The 22,977-nt window shown below is 69.2% G+C and carries 19 protein-coding genes; 10 read left to right on the top strand and 9 right to left on the bottom strand.

All coding sequences use genetic code 11. The annotated features are described in order from the left end of the window. Positions 1-158: 158 nt before the first annotated feature. The 5 genes from G9Q41_RS04465 to G9Q41_RS04445 form a co-directional block, all read right to left on the bottom strand. Complete coding sequence (locus G9Q41_RS04465) at positions 159-908, bottom strand: hypothetical protein (protein WP_165632013.1); 750 nt, start codon at positions 906-908, stop codon at positions 159-161. Between the two features lie 132 nt (positions 909-1,040). Further along, positions 1,041-2,003, bottom strand: a complete 963-nt coding sequence (locus G9Q41_RS04460) for an ABC transporter ATP-binding protein (protein ID WP_092525457.1) — start codon at positions 2,001-2,003, stop codon at positions 1,041-1,043. Positions 2,004-2,212: 209 nt separating this feature from the next. Further along, entirely contained in the window at positions 2,213-3,019 is an 807-nt protein-coding gene (locus tag G9Q41_RS04455; RefSeq protein WP_092525454.1) for an HAD family hydrolase, read from the bottom strand. A 114-nt stretch (positions 3,020-3,133) separates the two neighbouring features. Further along, positions 3,134-3,790 carry a response regulator transcription factor gene (locus G9Q41_RS04450; RefSeq protein ID WP_092525452.1) on the bottom strand — a complete coding sequence of 219 codons (657 nt, stop codon included), beginning with the start codon at positions 3,788-3,790 and terminating at the stop codon, positions 3,134-3,136. 152 nt (positions 3,791-3,942) lie between these two features. Further along, positions 3,943-5,163: a histidine kinase gene (locus G9Q41_RS04445; RefSeq protein ID WP_165632014.1), complete on the bottom strand. Its 1,221-nt coding sequence runs from the start codon at positions 5,161-5,163 to the stop codon at positions 3,943-3,945. A 430-nt stretch (positions 5,164-5,593) separates the two neighbouring features. Here G9Q41_RS04445 and G9Q41_RS04440 point away from each other — a divergent pair, with 430 nt between their 5' ends. The 9 genes from G9Q41_RS04440 to G9Q41_RS04400 all read left to right on the top strand — a co-directional run bounded on the left by G9Q41_RS04440 (position 5,594) and on the right by G9Q41_RS04400 (position 18,702). Further along, positions 5,594-7,450, top strand: a complete 1,857-nt coding sequence (locus G9Q41_RS04440) for a sugar-binding domain-containing protein (protein WP_165632015.1) — start codon at positions 5,594-5,596, stop codon at positions 7,448-7,450. 190 nt (positions 7,451-7,640) lie between these two features. Continuing rightward, positions 7,641-8,711: an aldose 1-epimerase family protein gene (locus tag G9Q41_RS04435; protein ID WP_165632016.1), complete on the top strand. Its 1,071-nt coding sequence runs from the start codon at positions 7,641-7,643 to the stop codon at positions 8,709-8,711. Between the two features lie 255 nt (positions 8,712-8,966). After that, positions 8,967-10,499, top strand: a complete 1,533-nt coding sequence (locus tag G9Q41_RS04430; RefSeq protein ID WP_207630579.1) for a dynamin family protein — start codon at positions 8,967-8,969, stop codon at positions 10,497-10,499. A gap of 192 nt (positions 10,500-10,691) precedes the next feature. After that, positions 10,692-11,051 (top strand): nucleotide exchange factor GrpE, encoded by a 360-nt coding sequence (grpE, locus tag G9Q41_RS21765; protein ID WP_092527873.1) that lies wholly within the window; start codon positions 10,692-10,694, stop codon positions 11,049-11,051. Between the two features lie 52 nt (positions 11,052-11,103). Beyond that, positions 11,104-12,993 carry a dynamin family protein gene (locus G9Q41_RS04420; protein WP_207630580.1) on the top strand — a complete coding sequence of 630 codons (1,890 nt, stop codon included), beginning with the start codon at positions 11,104-11,106 and terminating at the stop codon, positions 12,991-12,993. 394 nt (positions 12,994-13,387) lie between these two features. Next, positions 13,388-14,935 carry an aspartate aminotransferase family protein gene (locus G9Q41_RS04415; protein ID WP_165632017.1) on the top strand — a complete coding sequence of 516 codons (1,548 nt, stop codon included), beginning with the start codon at positions 13,388-13,390 and terminating at the stop codon, positions 14,933-14,935. A 58-nt stretch (positions 14,936-14,993) separates the two neighbouring features. Beyond that, the gene (locus tag G9Q41_RS04410; protein WP_165632018.1) at positions 14,994-16,316 is read left to right on the top strand and encodes a lysine N(6)-hydroxylase/L-ornithine N(5)-oxygenase family protein; all 1,323 of its coding nucleotides are present in this window, start codon (positions 14,994-14,996) and stop codon (positions 16,314-16,316) included. After that, a complete protein-coding gene (locus G9Q41_RS04405; RefSeq protein WP_165632019.1) occupies positions 16,313-16,900 on the top strand; it encodes a GNAT family N-acetyltransferase in 588 nt (195 codons plus the stop codon). Before G9Q41_RS04410 ends, G9Q41_RS04405 begins: the two co-directional genes overlap by 4 nt. Beyond that, positions 16,897-18,702 carry an IucA/IucC family siderophore biosynthesis protein gene (locus G9Q41_RS04400; RefSeq protein WP_092525436.1) on the top strand — a complete coding sequence of 602 codons (1,806 nt, stop codon included), beginning with the start codon at positions 16,897-16,899 and terminating at the stop codon, positions 18,700-18,702. The genes G9Q41_RS04405 and G9Q41_RS04400 overlap by 4 nt, the downstream gene beginning before the upstream one ends. 193 nt (positions 18,703-18,895) lie before the next feature. Here the strand turns inward: G9Q41_RS04400 and fxlM are convergent, their stop codons facing one another. The 4 genes from fxlM to G9Q41_RS04380 all read right to left on the bottom strand — a co-directional run bounded on the left by fxlM (position 18,896) and on the right by G9Q41_RS04380 (position 21,571). Continuing rightward, positions 18,896-20,134: a methyltransferase, FxLD system gene (fxlM, locus tag G9Q41_RS04395; protein WP_242687130.1), complete on the bottom strand. Its 1,239-nt coding sequence runs from the start codon at positions 20,132-20,134 to the stop codon at positions 18,896-18,898. 216 nt (positions 20,135-20,350) lie between these two features. After that, entirely contained in the window at positions 20,351-20,821 is a 471-nt protein-coding gene (locus G9Q41_RS04390; protein ID WP_165632020.1) for a hypothetical protein, read from the bottom strand. 154 nt (positions 20,822-20,975) lie between these two features. Then, positions 20,976-21,248: a hypothetical protein gene (locus G9Q41_RS04385; RefSeq protein ID WP_092525430.1), complete on the bottom strand. Its 273-nt coding sequence runs from the start codon at positions 21,246-21,248 to the stop codon at positions 20,976-20,978. Then, positions 21,245-21,571, bottom strand: a complete 327-nt coding sequence (locus G9Q41_RS04380) for a hypothetical protein (RefSeq protein ID WP_139186575.1) — start codon at positions 21,569-21,571, stop codon at positions 21,245-21,247. The genes G9Q41_RS04385 and G9Q41_RS04380 overlap by 4 nt, the downstream gene beginning before the upstream one ends. A gap of 536 nt (positions 21,572-22,107) precedes the next feature. On the opposite strand from G9Q41_RS04380, the gene G9Q41_RS04375 reads away from it, so the two are divergent. After that, positions 22,108-22,965, top strand: coding sequence for a helix-turn-helix transcriptional regulator (locus tag G9Q41_RS04375; protein ID WP_347567471.1), 858 nt, complete (start codon positions 22,108-22,110; stop codon positions 22,963-22,965). Positions 22,966-22,977 lie beyond the last annotated feature (12 nt).

The raw sequence follows: 22,977 nt of genomic DNA, 5'->3' as shown, positions 1-22,977 counted from the left end.
TAACAGCGTGAAATCACACGAGGGGCTTTGATTCCCCTTCGCATGAATAACTCACCCGGATGGATGAGTGTCATCTCTGCTCAAGCAACTGCCTGATGATGAACAGATCGATTTTCGGATATCGCTCACCCGAAGGGAGGAAAAACAGACGGTGGTGCTCATGCGTCACGCTTGCGAACCGTGACCAACGCCACCACGAGCAGCACCACCGCGATGGCGAGGAAGTAGACCAGGGAGGCCCACGGTCCGATCGGCATCTCGGAGACGGGCTGGCCCACAGTGGAGCCCCCTCCCCCGCGCATGAACCTGAAGGCCGCGGCGAACGGCAACCACTCGTAGATGTCGTCCCCGATGGTGGGCAGCAGCTGGATCAACGACTCGGCCAACAGCACCCAGATCATCACCAGCGTCACCGCACCGGCCGTCTGGCGCACCAGCGCACCCACGGAAAGGGCGAAGATCGCGGCCCCCGCGAAGACCAGTCCCACTCCGGCGACCTGTCGCCATTCCGTCGCCGTGTCCAGCACCAGAGCCTGGTCCGAGGTGAGCAGCCACCCCGCGGCCCACGAGCCGAAGGCGGCCAGCTCGCCGATCAGGAAGGCCAGCACCGCGACCACGGAGGTCTTGGCCAGCATGACGGCCACCCTGTTGGGCATCGCCTGGAAGGTCGCCCGGATGGTTCCGAACCGGTACTCGGTGGTCACGGCCAACGTCGCCATCACCATGACCACGATGAGACCGAACTGGGCCCCCTGCTGGGTCATCCCGACGCTCATCGGAACCATTTCCTGCATCTGGGAGGCGAACATCGCGGCGAACCCGATGGTCAGCACCAGTGCCGTGACGATGCACCACCACGGGGACCGGGTGGAGAAGAGCTTCATGCGTTCGACTGAGATCAATGTCATAGGAGAATCCCGTTGAAAAGGTGCGGGCCAGCAGTTCGCTGAGTGAATCAGAACCGCCGTCGCCGCACACGTGTGGACTGTGGATCGAGGAGGTCAACACCGGTGGCGACCGGCCACCGGCTCAGCTCGGCTTCACTTCTCGGCCGTCGCGAGCGACCCGTTCCCGGGGAGAGCGGATTCCGGTTCACCGGTGCGGTACTCCACGTCCTGCCCGGTCATCTGCATGAACGCGTCCTCGAGCGAACCGCGCTGGGCGGACAGCTCGTGCAGCACGAAACCGTGCTCCGCGGCGAGCTCGCCGATCTGCTCGGTGCTCGACTCGGAGACGACCAGGCTGTCGGGCTCCCGGGAGTCCGGGGGAGCCACCGCCATCCCCTGCGCGGTCAGCACCTCGCGGAGCTGTTCCGCCCGGGGAGCGCGGACCTTGACCGAGGAGCTGCTGGTGCTGTTCACGAACTCCTCGGTGGTGCACTGGGTGATCAGCCTTCCGCGGCCGACCACCACCAGTTCCTCGGCCGTCTGGGCCATCTCGGAGAGCAGATGACTGGAGACCAGAACGGTGCGTCCCTCCGCGGCCAGCCGCTGCATGAACCGGCGAATCCAGTTGATGCCCTCCGGGTCCAAACCGTTCACCGGCTCGTCGAACATCAGGATGTCCGGGTCGCCGAGCAGGGCCGTCGCGATCCCGAGGCGCTGGGACATGCCGAGCGAGAAGCTGCCCGCCCTGCGGCGCGCCACTTCGGTGAGCCCGACGGTGTCCAACACCTCGTCCACCCGCTTCACGGGGATCTCGTTGGACCGCGCCATCCACTTCAGGTGCGCGTACGCCGAACGATTCGGGTGAACCCACTTCGCATCCACCAGGGCGCCGACCGTGCGCAGCGGATTCGTCAGCTCGGTGTAGCGCTTGCCGTCGAAGAGGACCTTGCCCGCCGTCGGCTGGTCCAGTCCGAGCATCATGCGCATGGTGGTCGACTTGCCCGCGCCGTTCGGACCGAGAAAACCGGTCACCTTGCCGGGTTTGACGGTGAACGACAGATCGTTCACCGCGACCGTCGAACCGTAGCGTTTGGTGAGGCCCACAGCCTCGATCATCTTCACTCCTGGGAGGACTCGGTGACGGCCGGAACGAACGATCCGAGTTCCGGCCCATGCCACACCCCAGGTTGCCCGCTGATCGGGTGCGCGCGCGTCAGCCTTCGGTCTAAAACCGAGTAGTCTTCAAGTCGTACTTCCTCCCCCAGGACGTCCCAGTCCTTCCCGAAGACCTCCCCGGAGTCCCGGGGAAGGACCACCGGTGGAGATCAATCGAGCGGGAACCAGCGCTCCAGCGCACCGACCAGACCGTCCTCGGCGACCGCACCGGTCACCTCGTCGGCGGACAACCGCACGGTGGCGGGCGCCTGCCCCATGGCCACCCCGTGCCGGGCCCAGCTCAACATCTGGATGTCGTTGTCCCCGTCACCGACCGCCAGCGTGTCCTCGGAGGCAACCCCGAGCTCGACCCGCAACTTCTCCAGGGAAGCGGCCTTGGTCACTCCGTCGGGGACGACCGTCACCCACGGTTCGTAGTGGTCGATCGTGTAAATGCAGCCGGGCAGCTCCACCCCCTCCAGCTTCCCCCAGACCTCGGCCGGGGAGTGCCCGGCCCAGTTCGCGATGAGCCTGGGGACGGGCTTGGCGACCAGTTCGGGGACCCCGCTGGGCCACTGGGGCCCGTGCAGCTCCCCCGCGGGGAACGGCTCGGTGACCAGACTCCCCTTGCCGAGCTGTTCGGCCGCGAACAACGCACCCGGCAGCAGCAGGTTCAACCGCTCGTGAACGGGCTGCGGATCGAAGGTCTCCACCGAGACGGCCTCGCCCGTGGCGACGTCCACCCGGACGGCCCCGTTGGAGCACAGGGCCTCCCCCGAGTCCATCCCCAGCTCGTCGAGCACGGGCAGTGCGCCGAGCATGCTCCTGCCGGTGGCGATGACCACCTGGGCCTGCGCGGCCACGCGGGACACGGCGGCGCGCACCGGCGCCGATATCGTCTGCGTGTCCGGATCGAGCACGGTTCCGTCCACGTCGAGCGCGACCAGACGTGGTTTCCAACTGGATGTTGCGGTCACACCGGAAGCCTATCCACCACACGCACCGCCGCAGCCGGAACGTGCGCCGTCTCGCACGAAACGTGCCGAACGAGCTCCCCGCGGGAAGCCGGACGAGCTCCGCCGGGCGCGGAGCTACTCCGCACCCGGACGCACCAGACCGGTCTCGTAGGCCAGCACCACGGCCTGCACCCGATCACGCAGCTCGAGCTTGGACAGCACCCGCCCGACGTGGGTCTTCACGGTGGCCTCGGAGAGGAACATGCGCTCGGCGATCTCGCCGTTGGACAGCCCACGGGCCGTGTTGACCAGGACCTCGCGCTCGCGGTCGGTGAGCACTTCCAGCACGGAGTCGTCCCGCAGCTCGCCCCCGGAGGCCCCGAGGAAGCGGTCCAGCAACCGCTTGGTCACGCTGGGCGAGACGACGGCGTCGCCCTCGTGCACGGAGCGCACGGCCGAGACCAGGTCGTCGGGCGGAGTGTCCTTGAGCAGGAACCCGGCGGCCCCGGCCCGCAACGCGGACAGGGCGTAGTCGTCGAGGTCGAAGGTGGTCATCACCAGCACCTTGGCCAGGTCCTCACCCACGATGAGCTCGGTGGCGCGCACCCCGTCCGTCCCCGGCATCCGGACGTCCATGAGCACCACGTCCGGAGCGTGTTCGCGCGCCTTCGCCACGGCGGAGTCCCCGTCCTCCGCTTCGTCGACCACCTGCACGTCCTGCTGGGAGTCCAGCACCATGCGCAGGCCGACCCTCATGAGTTCCTGATCGTCGACCAGTACCACGCGAACCATGCCGGTCAGCCTATAGCAGCTCCCCGCCTCCGGGGTCGCTCGACGGCGCGGGGACGGAACCTCGCGCGCCGTCTCCGCGGCTTCCGGCGGGAGCGGCGGGCCTGCGCTGCCCGCGGGGATCCCGGTTCCGGGGGGCAGGCTACGGGTCCCGGCTACGAGGCCCCGGCCACGGCTCGCTCGCCCTCCAGCGGGAGCTCGGTGCGCACGCACCAACCGCCCTCGGCGTTCGGGCCCGCTTCGAGGCTCCCGCCGTAGACGGTGGCCCGTTCCCGCATCCCGATGACGCCGTTGCCCCCGGAGGGTTGCGGAGTCCGCGGAGCCAGCACGCCGCGCGCCCCGCTGTCGGACACCTCGATGCGCATGCCGGCGCCCGTCTCCTCCAGCGACACCGTCGCCGTCGCGTTCCACCCCGCGTGCTTGAGCACGTTGGTCAGCGATTCCTGGACGATGCGGTAGATGGCCAGCCCCGGCCCGGTCGGCACCCGGTCCAGCTCCCCGTCTATCCGCAGGGTGACCGGCAGTCCCAGCGCACGAACGCGTTCCACGAGGTCGTGAACACCGTTCGCACCGGGCTGGGGGGAACGGTCCCCGGCGTCGTCCCGCTCCTCCGGGTGACGCAGCACGTGGAGCAGGCTCCGCAGCTCGCTCAGGGCGTCCCTGCCGGTGCTGCCTATGGTCGCCAAGGCCTGCTCGGCCAGCTCCGGTTTCCGCCGCACCGCGTAGGCGGCTCCGTCGGCGTGGGTGACCATCACGTTCACCGAGTGCGCGAGCACGTCGTGCAGTTCCCTGGCTATGCGGTTGCGCTCCTCGGCCACCGCGATCCTGGCCTGCTGGTCCTGTTCGAACTCCAGGCTGCGCAGCCTGCTCTCCGTGGCCTCCTGGTACGCCCTGCGCGCACCGACGTACTCGCCGAGCACCCAGCAGAACCCGAGTCCGAGCCCCAGCTGGACCGCGAAGAGCACGAGGGGCGTCCACCCGTGGGGGTTGTCGAACAGCGCCACCGGGACCAACCACGTCACCACGGCTCCGCAGGCGTAGCACGCCGCCGCGCTCCTGCCCACGTAGGCGACCAGGGTGTACAGCATGACCAGCACCGCGCAGGCCCCCGGACGGGTGATCATGTCCTGCTGCGTGACCAGCTGAACCAGCAGGCCGAGCAGCACCAGGTAGGCCACCGGAACCGGCAGGTTCCTCCGCAGCACCAGCGGCAGGACCAGCAGCACCCCGGCGAGCACGTCCCAGTGCGGGGCCGGGGAGCCTGCGACGGATTCGCCGAACGTGCCGCGCAGAACCTCGGCCAGCAGCACCACCAGCATCAGCGCGCTGTCCCCGGCGCTCGGGTGGGCGCGCATCCACAGACTCAGTCTCCGCACGTCCGCCAACGGTAGCCCGTCGCGCTGCTCGGACGCGTCGTTCCGCGGTCGCAAGACCCGTCACACCCAGGTGGGAGGGATCATGCGTCCGCCCCGGGTAGCCGTGTCCGGTCCGGGACGCTTCCGCCGCTCGGCTTCAGCGCCCCGAGCGGGTCCGCGCAGCGCCACCGCTCACTCGCGCTCACTCGGGCCGGTGAGTTTTCGCTTCCGGTCGACGACGTGCGGCCGTTCAGCCCCGCGGCACTGCTCCCGGCGGAGCATTCTCGCCCGGTGATGTTGACGCGAGTTGTGTTCTACGACACCAATGTTCGTTGATGGTGACTGCCGTCCGGTTGTGTTGCTCTTTGTTGCCGAATGTGCCACCGGTACTTGCGCGGCGGAGAACCTCGCACCCGGGGCGGAGTCACCTGATGTCGTGTGAGGAGGATCGATGGAATCACGACGGCCCGCCCGCAGACGGCTCTTCGGCACCCTCGGCGGACTCGTGCTCGCGAGCACCCTCGCCCTGAGCGCCGTGCCGGCCGGGGCAGCCACCCCCCTGAAGCAGTGGACCCCGAAGGAGCCGCCGCTGAGCACCCCGTGGACCGAACAGGTCGGTCCGAACAACGCCCTGCCGGAGTACCCGCGCCCCCAGATGAAGCGGAAGCACTGGAAGAACCTCAACGGCGAGTGGCGCTACGCGGGCGGAGCCACCCCACCCGACGGGAACGGGAACCTCGACGAGCGAGTGCTCGTCCCCTACCCCGTCGAGTCCGGGCTGTCCGGCATCCAGCGCCACGACGACCACATGCTCTACCAGCGCGATTTCAAGGTCCCCCACTCGTGGCGCGGTGGGAAACTGCTGCTGCACTTCGGAGCGGTCGACCAGCAGGCCACCGTTTGGGTGAACGGTGAGCGGGTCGGTTCGCACCGGGGCGGGTTCACCTCGTTCACGCTCGACGTCAGCGACGCGCTGCGCCCCGGGAAGCAGCAGCGGGTCACCGTGGCAGCGACCGACACCAACGAGGACAGCTCCTACCCGGTGGGCAAGCAGAGCAACCAGCCCGGCGGGATCTTCTACACCGGCTCCTCGGGGATCTGGCAGACCGTCTGGCTCGAACCGGTCTCGAACACCCACCTGAGCGAGCTGAACATCACCCCACAACTCGACTCGCGAAGCTTCCGGCTCGAACCGGAGATCAGCGGCTCCGAAGCCGCCAGCGTCGAGACCGTGGTCTCCCGCGAGAACGGCGAGGTCGTCTCGCGAACCAGCACGCGGGCCGGATCGACGGTGGAGGCCCCGGTGCCGGACCCCAGGCTGTGGAGCCCCGACGATCCCTACCTCTACGACCTGACAGTGCGCCTGCTGGACGCCTCCGGACGCGAGCTGGACCGGGTCGACAGCTACGCGGGCATGCGCTCGATCGGCCTGACCACCGACGCGCAGGGCCGACAGCGGATGGCGCTCAACGGCGAGATCCTGTTCCAGCAGGGAATGCTCGACCAGGGGTTCTGGCCGGACGGGCTGCACACCCCACCCACCGACGAGGCCATGCGCCACGACATCGCCCAGGCCAAGCGGATGGGCTTCAACATGCTGCGCAAGCACATCAAGGTCGCCCCGAAGCGCTGGTACTACTGGGCCGACCGGATGGGGATGCTGGTCTGGCAGGACATGCCCGCCCTGTCCGCGAACGTGGGCGGCACCCACGGACCCCCTGACGAGCAGTCCCGGGCCAACTTCGAGGCCGAGACCGCGGCGGTCGTCGACCAGCTCGACAGCGTGACCTCGCTGGTGACCTGGGTGCCGTTCAACGAGGGCTGGGGCGAGTTCGACACCGCCCGCATCACGCGCGAGATCCAGCGACAGGACCCCGACCGGCTGGTCGACGCCTCCAGCGGGGTCAACTGCTGCAACTCGCTGCCCGACACCGGGGCGGGCGACATCTACGACGATCACACCTACGTCGGCCCGGGAACCCCGACGGCCACGGCCGAGCGCGCCGCCGTGGACGGCGAGTACGGCGGCCTCGGGCTCGTCGAGCAGGGCCACCTCTGGCCCGGTGACCCGCACGCCTACGAGATGACCGACAACAGCTCCGAGCTCACCGAGCGCTACGGCCAGCTCTCCGAGGACCTGATCGGAGCCATCGAGCGGAACGGGATCTCCGCGGCGGTCTACACCCAGGTGTCTGACGTGGAGAACGAGGTCAACGGCCTGATGACCTACGACAGGAAGATCACCAAGCCCGACGTGGAATCCATCCGCAGGAGCAACCGGGCGATCATCGACGCGGGAACGCCCTGACCCGCCCGCTCTCCGGGCCGGGCGGCAGCGCTGCCGCCCGGCCCGGTCCCACCGGTCCGGTGACGTCGAGACCTCCCGCAGCTCGCCGGGCGAGCCCGCTCGGCCCCCCGCGGGGGACTCCCCCGCGGAACGGGGCCGCACCGGACCGCACCGATCCACGACACGAACGGTTCGACCGGAAAGGACGTTCATGAGCGATTCCGCCACCGAGGGGCGCGGCTGGAGCAGGCGCAGCGCGCTGACCACCCTCACCGCGAGCACGGCAGCAACGGCCCTCGGGGCCGGGGCCGCCGCCGCGCAGCCGGCGCCCGGACATCGCGGGCCGGGGCGCGGCCGGTACGAGCAGACCGCCAACGGCAGGCTCTACGAGATCCGCTCGGGCCGCAACCGCGTCGTCGTCGCGGGAGTGGCCGCGACCCTGCTGTCCTGGCGGCTGGACGGCGCGGAGATGCTGCTGACCCACGCCCCCGACGACCCGGGTGAGGGCTACCAGGGGAAAACCATCCTGCCCTGGCCCAATCGGATCGACCAGGGGTCCTACGAGTTCAGCGGCGAGCAGCTCCAGGTCCCGATCAACGAGCCGTCCAGGCAGGCGGCGCTGCACGGCCTGATGAACTTCGTCGAGTGGGAGCCGGTGCACCACGGGGCGGACAGCGTGCGGCTGCGGTACCTGCTGCACCCGCAGTACGGCTACCCCTTCTCCGTGGAGTTCTCGATCGAGTACACCGTGGACCACCACGGCGTGCGGTGCACGCTCACCGCCGAGAACCGGGGAAGCAGCGCGGCACCCGTCGGCTGGGCCAACCACACCTACCTGGCGGCAGGCCCCGGCGGCACCGACCGGATGAGACTGCGGCTGCCCGCCGAGACGTACTACCGCACCGACGACCGGCTCATCCCGACCGGAACCGCCGCGGTCTCCGGCACGGAGTACGACTTCCGCGAGGGCCGCGAGATCGGCTCCACCGAGATGGACACCGCGTTCAAGGATCTCGCGCGGGACGAGCACGGCAACGCGGTCGTGCGGTTCGGGCTCGAGGACGGCGGGCAGGTGCTGCTCTGGATGGACGAGGCCTACGGCTACCTGCAGGTCTACACCGACGACGCCCCGAGTGAGAGCCGCGAGCAACCGGCCCGGTCGGGCATCACCGTCGAGCCGAACACCTGCCCGCCGAACGCGTTCGTCACCGGCGAGGCCGTACGCGTGCTGCAACCGGGCGAGCGGCACGCGGCCACGTGGGGGCTGCGCTCGGCGAACTGAGGCGCTCGGCGGGCTGAGGCGCTGGCCGAGCTCGTGCTCCGCGGGCCCCGGTGGGACTTCTCGCGCGAAACGTTCCACCGGGGCCGTCGTCGAGCGGTGCCGCGCAGTTGCGCTCCTGGCCGCACACGAGTCCGCGCGCTCCCCCTAGACTTCTCCGCGCCGCTTCGTCCACCGGGGACCGCCCTCCTGCTCGGGGCACCGGCGGGTGACGGGAGCGGCCCTGGGGACACGTGAGATCGGCGAAGGTGGCTGGGTTTGACCACTCATCAGCGCGTGCGCGGCCCGCTCTCCGCCGCCGTGGCGCGGCTGTGCGCGGAGGTGCGCCCGCGCGTCGGGCAGCGAGCCGCCACCGGCCTGGGCGAGGTGCTCGACCGGCTGAGCGCTCCGCTGCAGCTCGCCGTGGTGGGGCGAATCAAGTCGGGGAAGTCCACACTGGTCAACGCCCTGATCGGACGTCGGGTCGCGCCCACCGACGTGGGCGAGTGCACGAAGTTGGTCACCCGGTTCCAGTACGGGACGGTCGACCGGATCGAGGTCGTCCTGCTCGACGGGAACAAGTACTCCCTGCCGTTCACCGCCGAGGGGGCCATCCCCACCGACCTGGGGGTGCGCCCGGAGCGGGTGTCACACGTCGAGGCGTACCTGACCAACGCCGTGCTGCGCGACCTGACCGTGATCGATACCCCCGGACTGGGCTCCCTGGACGACGACTCGGTCGCCCGCACCGAAGCCGTGCTCGGCAACGGGGGGCAGGACGGCGCGGACTCCGAACGGCTCGACCCCGTTTCGCACGCGGCCGTGGCGGGAGCCGAAGCGGTGCTCCACGTGATCACCCGGTCGGTGCGGGCCGACGACCGGCAGGCCCTGTCCACGTTCAAGGCGGCCACGGGCAGCCGCCCCTCCGGCCCGGTCAACGCGCTCGGCGTGCTGAACAAGGCGGACACGATCGACCCGGACTCGGTCAGCGGCGGCGCGGGCGAGCCGTGGACGGCGGCACGGGCGCTGGCGGTCGAGCAGGAACGGCAGCTCAAACCACGCGTCGCCGAGGTGCTGCCGCTGATCGGGCTGCTCGCCGAGACCTCCGAGTCCGGCGAGTTCACCTCCTCCGACGCCGAAGCGCTGCACCGGCTGGCCGCGCTGGACGGGGCGACGCGCGAGACCATGCTGATCTCGGCGGACCTGTTCACCGAGTGGGAGTGCGAAGTTCCCGCCGACACGCGGGCACGGCTGCTGGAACTGCTGGACCTGCACGGCGTCCGGTGCGCCCTGGAGGAGATCGACGCCGATCCGCACATCACCGCGGGGCGGCTGCGGAGCAGGCTGCACGAGGCCTCCGGGCTGTCCGCGCTGCTGAGTCGGCTCAACTCGGTGTTCCGCGGCCGCGCGGACGGCATCAAGGCCGCGGCGGGACTCGCCTCGGTCGCCGCCGTGGCGCAGTCCTGCGCGGACCCGACCGAGCGCGAGCGGCTGCACGCCGCGCTGGAGGGCCTGCTGACCCAGCCGCAGGCGCACCAGCTCAGGCTGCTCGAGGCGCTGACCATGATCTCGTCCGGAGCGGTCGCGCTGCCGCCCGACCTGCTCGACGAGGTCCTGCGACTCGGCGGTTCCGAGGACTTCTCCGAGCGGTTGGGGATGCCCGGAGCCCCCGTCGAGCGGCTGACCGAGTTCGCGCTGGAGCGGGCGAAGTGGTGGCGCTCGTTCGCCTCGCTGGGGGCCACCCCGGCCCAGAGCCGGGTGGCGCACGTGGTGCACCGCGCGTACTTCCTGATCTGGCGCCAGCTGCGCTGACACCCGGCCGCGCCCCGGGCGGACCGGCCCGCGGGCAGGGCGCCGAGCTCGGGATTTTCACCCGGAGGTGGAACCGGGGCGAGGCGCGTTCGCGTCGAAGGCGACCAGGCACGCACGACGTCGCCGACAGCCCGCGCAGATCGTCCCGCCGTGATCACGGTGCGAGACGACGACACCGAATTCGGAAAGCACATGGCCGCTTTGAGCAACGAACCACTCGTCGATCCGCTGGACCGGGCCCTGGCCGAGCGGGAGACGCTGATCCACCTGTGCATGTACGCCTACGACAGGGCGCGCAGCACCGGGGTGACCGAGCGCCTGGAAGAAGGCATGAACTCGATCGGGGTGACGGCGTTGCGCCCGCGGGGAGAGCCCTTCGACCCGGCCCGGCACGAAGCGGGCGGCACGGTCCACACCGCGGACCACACGCTGGACGGGCTCATAGCCGAGACCGAGACCCTCGGGTTCGCCGATCGCGGCCGCATGTTGCGCCCGCCGGTGGTGGTGGTGTACCAGCTGCCCCCGGGGACGGCGCGCTCTCCGCGCGACTGATCACTCCCCGAACGAGCACCCCCGTCCGCGTCCTCCTCCACAGCGGAAGCCCATGCCGTCGAACTCACCGAACTCCCCGATCGATCAGCTGCCCGGCGCCGACGTGGCGGCAGCCGCCCAGCTGCCCACCCAGGTCAAGCAGACCCGCGAGTCCCTGTCCGCGCTGCTGCGCGAGGTCGATCCGGATGCGGCCGAGTGGGTGGAGCGGATCCGCGCGGAGCGACCGCGCACGCCGAGCGTGGTCGTGATCGGGGAGGCCAACCGCGGCAAGAGCTCGCTGGTCAACGCGCTGCTGGGCGAGCCTGGGCTGTCCCCTGTGGACGCGAGCGCGACCACCTCGACCTACCTGTGGTTCCAGCACGGCTCCGAGCGGGCCGGGTACGCGTGCCACCCGGCGCGCGACGGACCGCTCCGGTTCGGGCTGGACGAGCTGGAGCAGCGGGTCGCGGGCACCGGGCAGCCCCCGCACGGGGAGCTTCCGACCCGCTACATCAGGGTCGACGCCCCGATCGAGCTGCTCGAGGAGCTGACGGTGGTCGACACGCCCGGTGTGGGCGGGCTCGAGTCGGTCCACGACGAGCTGGCCGCCGAGGCCGCCTCCTCGGCGACGGCGCTGCTGTTCGTCGTGGACGCCTCGGCTCCGCTGGGACGTGGCGAGCTGGACTTCCTGCGCGGGGTCAGCGACCGGGTCGAGACCGTGCTGTTCGCGCTGACCAGGACCGATCAGCACCGCGGGTGGCGACGCGTCCTGGAGGAGAACAGGAAGCTGCTCGCCGAGCACGCCCCCCGCTTCGCCGAGGCCCCCTTCCACCCGGTTTCGGCGCGCATGGCCGAACTGGCCGGGCGGGCACCGGACGCGCGGAAGGTCGAAGAGCTGTGGCAGCGCTCCGGGATCGCGGAGCTGCGCTCCGCGCTGCGCCGGTTGCTCGCGGACCACTCGGCGATGCTCGGCGAGGCCAACACCATGCGCGGGTTGTCCACGGTGCTGGACGAGCTCGTGTCCAGACTGGAGGCCGAGAGGCGCGCGCTGAGCTCGGGCGAGCAGGAGGCCGAGTCGCTGCGCAGCAGGCGCGACGAGCTGACCGCCGAGCGCAAGTCCTCCACGCGCGGCTGGCAGGTGCGGCTCAGGGGGCAGATCCAGCGCACGCGGGTGGAGGTCAACCACGAGGTCTCCGACCGGGTGCGCGAGGTGCAGAGCCGGTTCCGGCGCGAGATCGACGCCGCCGACCGGACCAGGTTGGAACAGCTCCCCCAGCAGGTCGACTCGGCCCTGCAGCTGGTGTCCGGGCGGATCGCCGAGCTGTTGTCCACCCGGTTGGACGAAGTGGCCGGGTCCTGCCTGGCCGAGCTGTTCTCCGCCGAGGAGCTGAACGTGATCCGCTCCCAGCTCGCCAGGGGTGACAGGGCTCCGGTCACGTTGCGCCGCCCGGACAAGCGCCCGCCGACGGCCGAGGACAAGCTGCTGGTCTTCATGGGCGTCTCCGGTGGGCTCGGGGTGGGCCGTGCCGCCGCGCTGCCGCTGGCCGGCGTCGGGGTGGGCGCGCTGAACCCGGTGGTGCTGCCGGTGACGATCGCGCTGGGACTGGGCGCGGGGTGGTGGATGGCCCGCACGCGCAGGCACGCGGCGGACAAGCAGCACGTGAAGCAGTGGTTGACCGAGGTCGTCGCCGAGGCTCGCTCCACGCTGGAGCAGCTGGTCTCGGAGCAGCTCATCGAGGCCGAGCAGCAGTTGTCCCTGGCCCTGGACGAAGCGCTGGCCAAGCGGGTCGAGGCGATCGAGGGCGAGCTGCGTGAGATCGACCGCACGTTGCGGTTGGACTCGGCCGAGCGGAACCGGCAGCTGCGCACCGTGGACCGGAGGTTGGAGGAGCTGACCACCGGCAGGCAGCGGGTGGACAAGCTGCTGGAGCGGATCCGCGCGCTGCGCGACAGCTCCCGCTGACCTGCGCGTCCCGGCGACGCGGGGCTGACATCCCGCGAGTTCCTCCCGTTCACCCCCGCTCGACTCTCCGGCTCAGCCCACCTCCTCGGCCCAGCACGAGCGGCACCGCTCGGGCAATCCGTCGACCGGGTTCGGCGCTGATCGCGAACGTGAACGTTGTCACGCCACAGCGAGCGCGATATAGGTTAGCCTAAGTTCTCGGAAAGTTAGGCTAACCTTGCTCAGGAGGTCGTGCCACGAACCGCCCGACACCGAACAGCAGCACGGGACGCCGTCCGTCCGGAGTGCCGAGCGGCGCGCGCCGCTCGCGCTCACCACAGCTCGAACACCCCCTCGCCCCCACCACAGGCCCCGAAACGATCAGCGCAACACCGAGCACCGAGGAGGACGGGTCATGAGTTTCCTCGCCCACCAGCACGAGGAACCGTCCGGAACACCAGCACAGCGGGACGATCCGCGCGAGAACCTGCTGGACGAGCACAACACCGCCGCCTACCACTCATCGGTCCTGCAGGGCGTCGAACGCGTGATCGGTGAGCTCACCGGACGCGACAGGCCCACCACCGGAATCCGACCGGAACAGCTCGAACAGGAAACCAAGCGGATCGACCTGGACTCCCCGCTGCGCGACACGAACGAGGCGCTGGACGAACTGGAGAAGGTCTACCTCCGCGACGCGGTCCACTTCCACCACCCGCGCTACCTGGCCCACCTCAACTGCCCGGTCGTCATCCCGGCGCTGCTCGCCGAGGCCATCGGCTCGGCGATCAACTCCTCACTGGACACCTGGGACCAGAGCGCGGGCGGCACGTTCATCGAACAACAGCTGATCGACTGGACCACCGGTCGCGTCGGACTGGGCGAGCAGGCCGACGGGGTGTTCACCAGCGGAGGGACCCAGTCCAACCTGCAGGCCCTGCTGCTGGCCCGCGAGCAGGCCTTGACCGCGCAGGAGGACACCGCCGACACCGGCGAGCGGCTCTCCAGGATGCGGATCCTGACCTCCCGCGACAGCCACTTCAGCATCGTCAAGGCGGCCAAGCTGCTCGGGCTCGGCTCCGAATCGGTGATCCCGGTGGACTGCGACGAGCAGCGGCGGATGGTCCCGTCCGCGCTGGACGCAGCGCTGGACGACTGCCGCGACCGGGGGCTGACCCCGATGGCCGTGGTCGCCACCGCGGGCACCACGGACTTCGGCAGCATCGACCCGCTCCTGGAGATAGCGGGCAGCTGCGCCCGAGCCGGGGTCTGGATGCACGTGGACGCCGCCTACGGCTGCGGGCTGCTGATCTCCGGCAAGGGCCCGTCCCTGACCGGGATCGAGCACGCCGACTCGGTGGTGGTCGACTACCACAAGTCCTTCTTCCAGCCGGTCAGCTCCAGCGCCGTGCTGGTGCGGGACCGGGAGACGCTGCGCCACGTCACCTACCACGCCGACTACCTCAACCCGGAGCGCCACGCGCAGCAGCTGATCCCGAACCAGGTGGACAAGAGCATCCAGACCACGCGGAGGTTCGACGCGCTCAAGCTCTGGCTCACGCTGCGCACGATGGGGCCGGACGCCCTCGGCGAGCTCTTCGACGACGTGCTGGACCTGGCCCAGCAGGCCTGGGAGGCGCTGAACGCCGACCCCCGCTTCGAAGTGGTCACCCGCCCCGAGCTCAGCACGCTGGTGTTCCGCTACGTCCCGCGCGCCGACATCGACCCCGAGCTCTGCGACCGGGCGAACCTGCACGCCCGCGGCGCGCTCTACGACTCGGCGGAGGCTGCGATCGCGGAGACGGTCGTGGACGGGCGCAACCACCTGAAGTTCACCCTGCTCAACCCGAGGGCCACGCGCGCCGACATCACCGCGGTGCTCGAGCTCGTGGCCGAGCACGCCGGACAGTACCTGGAGGAGCACGGAACCGCCCGGGAACTCGAACAGCGCCGAGCCAGCTGATCGAAGTTCGGCTCGAACAGCGCCGAACCAGCCGAGAACACGACGAACCGGAGCACGGATGCAACCCACGCACGACTTCATCGCCATCGGAGTCGGGCCGTTCAACCTGGGACTGGCCTGCCTGACCGAGCCGATCGGCGAGCTCAACGGGCTCTTCCTGGAGCGGAAACCCGACTTCGACTGGCACAGCGGGATGATGCTGGAAAACAGCACCCTGCAGACGCCGTTCCTGGCCGACCTGGTGAGCATGGCCGACCCGACCTCGCCGTTCTCCTTCCTGAACTACCTCAAGGAGGTCGGCAGGCTGTACTCCTTCTACATCCGCGCGGACTGGTTCCCGCCCCGGCTCGAGTACAACGACTACTGCCGCTGGGCGGCGCGCAAGCTCGACAACGTCCGGTTCGGCACCGAGGTGACCTCGGTCGAGTACGACGAGCGCTCCGCGACCTACCTGGTGCGCGCCACCGAGCTGTCCAGCGGACGCGTCGACACGCACCGGGCCCGCCGCCTGGTGCTCGGGACCGGGACGCCGCCGCACGTCCCCGAGGCGTGCCGGGGGATCGGAGGCGACGCCTTCCACAACTCCGAGTACCTGGAGCGCAGGGACTCGCTGTTGAGCAAGGACAGCGTCACCGTCGTCGGCAGCGGGCAGAGCGCGGCCGAGATCTACTACGACCTGCTCGGCGAGATCGACAAGCACGGCTACACGCTCAACTGGGTGACGCGCTCGCCCAGGTTCTTCCCGCTGGAGTACACGAAGCTGACGCTGGAGATGACCTCTCCCGAGTACACCGACTACTTCCACTCGCTGCCGGAGCGCACCAGGGAGTCGCTGCTGGCCGAGCAGCACGGCCTGTACAAGGGGATCAGCGCCGAGCTGGTCGACAACATCTTCGACCTGCTCTACGTGAAGAACCTGTCGGCGCGCTGCTCGACCAGGCTGATGACCAACACCGCGCTCACCGCGGCGCACCACGACCCGGACAGCGGGAAGTACACGCTGAGCCTGCGCCAGCAGGAGCAGGGCGCTGACTTCACCCTGGACACCGATGGCCTGGTGCTGGCGACCGGGTACCGCTACGAGGTCCCCGAACTGCTCGAGCCCGTGACCGACCGGATCAGCTGGGACGAGGCCGGGCGCTTCGACGTCGGGCGGAACTACAGCATCGACCCGAAGGGCTCCGAGATCTTCGTGCAGAACGCCGAGCTGCACACGCACGGATTCGTCGCCCCGGATCTCGGCATGGCCGCCTACCGCAACTCCTGCATCATCCGGGAGATGCTCGGCGAGGAGTACTACCCGATCGAGCGCTCGATCGCCTTCCAGCAGTTCGCCGCTCCCGAGCAGCGGAGTCGAGCGGGAGAGGAGCCGGTGGCATGAGCGACGTCGTTTTCACCCGCACCGACCCGCGCCTCGGGGAGTTCGCGGTCCGCCACGTCGACCCGGCCGCGGACGTCGACCTGCTGCACAGCTGGCTCACCCACCCCAAGTCCGCGTTCTGGCTGATGAACGAGGCCACGCGGGACGACGTGGCGCGGCAGTTCACCGACGTAGCGGCCACCCCAGGGCACGACGCGCTGCTGGGCACGCACGACGGGACGCCCGCCTTCGTGATGGAGCGCTACGACCCGGCCGGCAGCGAACTGGCCGATGCGTACCGGGTGCTGCCGGGCGACGTGGGCATGCACTTCCTGGTCGCCCCGACCACGACGCCCCTGCGCGGATTCACCCTCGGAGTGCTGCGCACCGTCATGGAACTGCTGCTGTCCGATCCGGACAACCAGCGCGTGGTCGTCGAGCCCGACGTGCGCAACACCTCCGTGCACCGGCTCAACAGCACCGTCGGTTTCGAGGTGGTCGGAACCGTGTCCCTTCCGGGCAAGACAGCCCTTCTCAGCACCTGTACCCGCGCCCAGTACCAGGCGACGGTGCCCGCCGAGCACGACCAGGAGGCATCCCGTTGAGCAGCGCATCCGCACCGCGCGAGGTCGCGGCCCATCTGACCCCGCACCACTGGGAGACCGCCAACCGATTACTGGTGCGCAAGGCACTGGCCGAGTTCTCCCACGAACGCCTGCTGGAGCCCGCGGAGACCGCACCGGGGCACTACCGGGTGAGCAGCGACGACGGGCTGGTGGAGTACCGCTTCGCCGCCGAGATCGGGAGCCTGCGGCACTGGCGGGTCGACGCCGACAGCATCACCAGGCGCTCCGCGGGCAGCGAGCAACCGCTCGACGTGCTCGCGCTGTTCCTGGAGTTCCGCGAGACCCTGGGGCTGCGCACGGAGATGCTGCCCGTCTACCTGGAGGAGATCAGCAGCACGCTGTCCAGCAGCGCGTTCAAGCTGGCCATGCCCGCCACGCGCTCGGCGGAACTGCTCGACGCCGGTTTCCAGGCGGTGGAGGCGGGGCTCACCGAGGGGCACCCGTGCTTCGTGGCCAACAGCGGGCGCATCGGGTTCGACAGCACCGAGTTCACCGAGTACGCGCCGGAGGCAGGGCAGTCCGTCTCCCTGGTCTGGATGGCCGCGCACCGCGACCGGTCCACGTTCACCGTGTCCTCCGAGACGAGCTACGCGGAACTGATCTCGTCCGAACTGGACGAGGCGGAGCGGGAGGCGTTCGCCGCCGGGCTGCGCGAGCGCGGGCTCGACCCGGAGGAGTACCACCTCTTCCCGGTGCACCCGTGGCAGTGGGAGAACAAGCTCTCGGTGACCTTCGCCGCCGAGGTGGCGCGGAACAACCTCGTCCACCTCGGACGCGGCTCCGACTCCTACCGCCCGCAGCAGTCCGTGCGCACCATGTTCAACGAGAGCTCGCCGTCGAAGCACTACGTGAAAACGGCGCTGTCGGTGCGCAACATGGGGTTCCTGCGCGGGTTGTCCGCCGAGTACATGAAGGCGACCCCGGCCATCAACGACTGGCTGTCCGGGCTGATCGCGCGTGATCGGCAGCTCGCCGACTCGGGGTTCGACATCCTGCGCGAGCGGGCGGCGATCGGCTACCACAACGAGTACTACGAGGCAGCGGGCTCGAAGAGCTCCCCCTACCGCAAGATGCTGGCCGCGCTCTGGCGGGAGAGCCCCGTGCCGAAGATCCGCTCCGGGCAGCGGCTGGTGAGCATGGCCGCGCTGCTGCACGTGGACCGCTTCGGGGACTCGGTGCTCGGCGAGCTCGTGTCCCGCTCGGGGCTGGAGCCCGCGGTCTGGCTGCGCCGCTACCTGGACGTCTACCTGCGGCCGCTGCTGCACCTGTTCTACGCCCACGACCTGGTGGCCATGCCGCACGGCGAGAACATCATCCTCGTGCTCGAGGACGGGGTTCCCGAGGGCGCCCTGCTCAAGGACGTCGCCGAGGAGATCGCAGTGCTCGACGCCGATGTGCAGCTTCCGCCCGAGGTCGAGCGGATCCGCTCGGTGGTTCCGGAGCACCTGCGCGAGCTGTCCCTGCTCACCGACGTGTTCGACTGCTTCTTCCGCTTCCTGTGCTCGATCGCCCACACCGAGGGCCTGCTCAGTGAGGAGGCCTTCTGGAGGACCGTGGCCGAGTGCGTGGCCGACCACCAGCGGGACAACCCCGAGCTGCGGGACAAGTTCCGGCGGCACGACCTGTTCACCGAGTGGTTCTCGCTGTCCTGCCTGAACAGGCTGCAGCTCGGGGACAACGAGCAGATGGTCGACCTGCAGGACCCGAGCAGCGCGCTCGCCTTCGCCGGGACCCTGTCCAACCCGATCGCGCCCCACGCGCCGGAGCTCGTGCAGCGGTGATTCCCGCCCGCCGGTGGGATGTTTCGCGTGAAACGTCCCACCGGCAGCGGGCGGGGTTGGGTCGTGGCACGCGACTAAGGACTCCGCTCGGAGATTTCGAACCGCGCGAACAGCGTGATAGGTACGGACATGTCGGACACACTCCTTTCACAGTGTTCGAATATTTCTGTTTTCTGCCCCTGACCAGGAAGGATCAGGGCCAGAAGATCACGACACGGGTGTGGTTCCTGTCGAGCACGAACCCGTGATTCACCCGCTCATCGGGGGTGTGGGCGGGGTGGACCTCGATGACGGCGCCGGGGCCGTGACGGTGTTGCCGGTCCCACTGGCGCATCAGGTCGACGTACTGCTCGGCGAGTTCGGCGCCGCGAGGGCCGTGGCCGTGTACGCCGAGTTCATGCCGTTCGTCCTCGGCGGCGCGCACCGCGGCGCGGTAGGCGAAGCTGTCCCCGTCAACCGCTGCCGGAACTCCCCGGCGTGCGGGGCGGCCCACGAGCCCGCGATCGATGGCGGCTTGTTTCGCGGTCAACATGCCGCAGCCGGGCAGCGTGGTCGTCAACCACAGAGTCAGGTCGTCGATCATTTCCCGGGAACCGATGGTGACTCCCGACCACCGCTCTTCAGGGGGTGTGGCCAACGCCTCGCTGAGCCCGGCGGTGTCGAGATGCTGCTGCTCGTCGAACCGCAGCCCCACGTCCGCGTCGAGTAGCGCCACGTGCTCCTCGCGGGCACCCGCGCCCTGCACCGGCACGAACCCGCACGGGTGCACGCTCCGGCTGGTCAGCCGGTCGTCCGCGCGTTCCAGCGCGATCGACCGCATTACCCCCTGCAACCGAAGAGGGACGATCAGCCTGCCGCCCTCGACGAGCTGATCCAACCAGGCGGGCGGGATGTCCCACACCCCGACGGTGACCAGGATCCGGTCGTAGGGCGCCTGGTCGGCCACGCCGTGTTCAGCGTCGGCGCAGACCACCCGCACTTGGTCGTATCCGGACTCGGCCAGTCCGCGCCGGGCGCGCTCGGTCACGTCCGCGTCGATGTCGACCGTGGTCACGTGGCCCTCCGCGCCAACGAGTTCGGCGAGCATCGCGGCGTTGACCCCACCGGATCCGATCTCCAGCACGCGCATACCGGGCTGGACCTCGGTCTGCTCCAGCATGTTGGCCTGCATACTGGGAGCCGAGACGGTCGACAGCGCCATCCCGTCGTCGTCCCGTTTGACCACCACCGACCGGTTGACCCCGTAGGCCTCCATCAGCGGTGCCTCCGGGGAGAACAGATGCCGGGGCACCACCCGGAAAGCCCGCTCGACCGGATCGCTGCGCAGTGCGCCCATCTGGCGCAATTCCTCGACCATGGCCGCACGCAGAGCACCGGGCTGCGCGCTGTCCTCCGCAGCACCCTCATCAGCCATGTCACGTTCTACATCCATGTGGATACCTCTTTCACGTCTTTGCAGCACCGAACCCGGTCGGCCATCGTTAATCCCCTTCTATTTCCTTTCGGACAAAGCTCGGAGGGTTCTGGAGGACCGCCCGGTACGTCGCTGGACCGAGCGGGCACGGGTACACGCCGCTCGTCGGAGATTCACGACGTGTTCCCGGGTTCGCGGGGCTGGTCAGGTCGCCCGGCGGGGTGGTCTGTAGCGCTACGCCGCGGGCTGGAGCTCCGCCGGGTGAGTGCGGGCCGGGTGGGAACCGGCGGGTTCCGCCCGCGCGTGCAGCGCGGTCGCCGTGGCCGGTTGTCCGGTGTCCGGGTCGGTGCCCGGCCACCGGGGATCGGGGGCAGCAGTCACTCGGGGGAGTCGCCTGCGCAGCACCGCGCGCGGCGGGAGGTAGCCGATCGCGTGCAGGCACGGCCCGCACACCGACCGGTGCCGCTGCTCCGGCGGGTCGTAACCGGTGCTGCGCTCGCGCAAGCCGCGCACGGTGCGCCCGCAGGCACCATGCGCGGACGTGGCAGCGAGGCCGACCACGACCTCGCAGGCGTGCCACTGGGCCTCGCCCTCGCCCGCGATCCACGTTCGGTCGGCCACCAGCCCGCGTGGTCGCGGGATCTCCGCCGTGACAGCGGCGGCTTCGCAGGCCGCTCCGACCCCGCTGCCAGCAGCGGAATCCACACAGGACCCAGGGGCGACTCGGACGGCACCGCTGTCGGCCCGTATCCGTCGGAGAAAAGCAATCAAGATGGACAGAATCAGAGTGATCATGCGTTCCGGTCCGGATCGTTGAGCGGGGAACCGACCGTCGCGCGGAGCGTGGCGAGCCGCTCTCTCAGCTCGTCACGAGCCACGACGGGTACGGCTCCCTGAGATCGTTGCGCAGGTCAGCGATGCCGGCGCGCGTCATCAGGCACGGCCCGCAGTAGCCGTGCCAGGAGAAATCCAGCAGCACGGGCGGATGCGGCGCGAGAGCGATCCACGCGCCGCACAGGCACAGCACCCAGCCGTGTCGGAAATCAGCGGCCAGGTGGGAACTCGTGGCATGGATCCAGCCGGAGTCCCACCCCAGCACGAAACGCGCCTGCCGGTCGGCGCGCGAGCTCACCCGGATTCCAGCAGCACGCGGCGGTAGCCGCGCTCGCGGACCACCGCGGCGCAGTGCTCGCAGTCGACCACCGTCTCCGCGGTGCTCACTGCGGCCGCACCCTGCTGGGGGACGGTCGGAAACGGCACGATCACCGACGTGCCGCACACCGCGCGAAGCTGCGTGCGCACCTGATGCCTGCTGGGGTGCTCCCGCAGCGCGTGCCGCCGCCCGTCCGGCGGCCACTGCTGCGGCACCACCACCAGAAACACCACGTCCGCGTCTTGCTCGGGTCCCCGGAACGTGTCATCACGGGTTGTCCCGCAGAACTCAGGCGGTAGCATGACCTTGCTCCTCACTCAGTCATTAACGCTGGATGGAGCCGTCCCCGCGTGGTGCTTGCCGGCTTACGCGGGAAGGGCTACTCGTCCGGTGGTCGCCACCACCGGACGAGTGGTCAGAAATCGAAGAACGCGCTTCTTGCGCAGTCGGGAACCGCACGAACACAGTCCGAGCAGCACCGGTGCACGTGCCTGCTCAACGGCACCTGGTCGTTCGGCGTCGGAACCGAGACTCGTCCCTGACACCCTCGACGAACGTGACCACGTTCCCGGAGCGGGGCAGGTTCGGTGAGTCGTATGTGTCCTGCCGCAGCTCTGCTCCCAGATGGATAGGGGCAGTAGAGAGTCTTCCCTGCGAAAATGCCAGGACTCTCCGTAAGGTTCATCACTTCAACCTCCTGACGTGTATCCATGCTGGAGTGAAATTCTCACTTGTGCAACCCTGATCAACAGAATCTCTCACTGATACACCCGATTGGAGTAACCGAATGAACACATCGGCAGATAACCTCTACGCAGACCGCGCACAGGAGGTAGCGGTGAACGAACGCATCAGCCCTACAGTCCGGCTCCGCAAGCTAGTACGACGCCTGCGCAGCTGGCGAGAACACGCGCAGATGCGGCAGGAAGACGTAGCCGACGTGCTCGGTTGGTCGAAGGCCAAGGTCAGTAGATACGAAAACGCTGAACAGATCCCAGGAACCGCCGAGATCATCGCTCTGGCGACCATCTACGGCATATCCGAGCAGGAACGCGATCAGTACATGGCCCTCGCTGTCCAAGCGCGCCAACGAGGCTGGTGGCAAAGCTACGGTACGGATGCACTGAAACAAGACTTCGATGAGTACGTAGGGCTGGAGTCGGAAGCATCCTCGCTCAAGGAGTACTGCTTCGAACTAATCCCCGGCCTGCTCCAAACCGAGTCCTACGCCACTGAGCTCATGCGGGCATGGCTACCAAGCGTGGAACCTTCGGTCACTGAAGAGCGAGCCGCACTACGTGCCCAGCGCCAAGCCAACCTCTACGGCGAATGCCCTCTGGCCCTGCATGCGGTGGTGCACGAGTGCGCTCTTCGCCAGCAGGTAGGTGGCCCCGAAACAATGCGGACTCAACTCGAACACCTGCTGTCCATGGCCGAACTTCAGCACGTGACCATCCAAGTCCTGCCGTTCACAGCAGGGGCACACCCAGCTATGGACTCGCCGTTCATCATCCTGTCGTTCCCTGACCCTGAATTCACGGATGTCGGCTTCGCCGAGTACCTCACCGGATGCGTCTACGTCGAAGCCCCGAAGGAAGTCGAATCATATAGCCTGAACTTCACCGCCATAGCCGATCAGGCGTTGACACCGACAGCGTCCATCGACCTCGTCCGTACGCTTGTCGATGAAGTATGAGCACGGCAAGGG

Source organism: Actinopolyspora sp. BKK2 (assembly GCF_011291845.1).
GTDB classification, from domain to species: domain Bacteria; phylum Actinomycetota; class Actinomycetes; order Mycobacteriales; family Pseudonocardiaceae; genus Actinopolyspora; species Actinopolyspora saharensis.
This window is presented reverse-complemented; position numbering and strand designations above follow the sequence as displayed.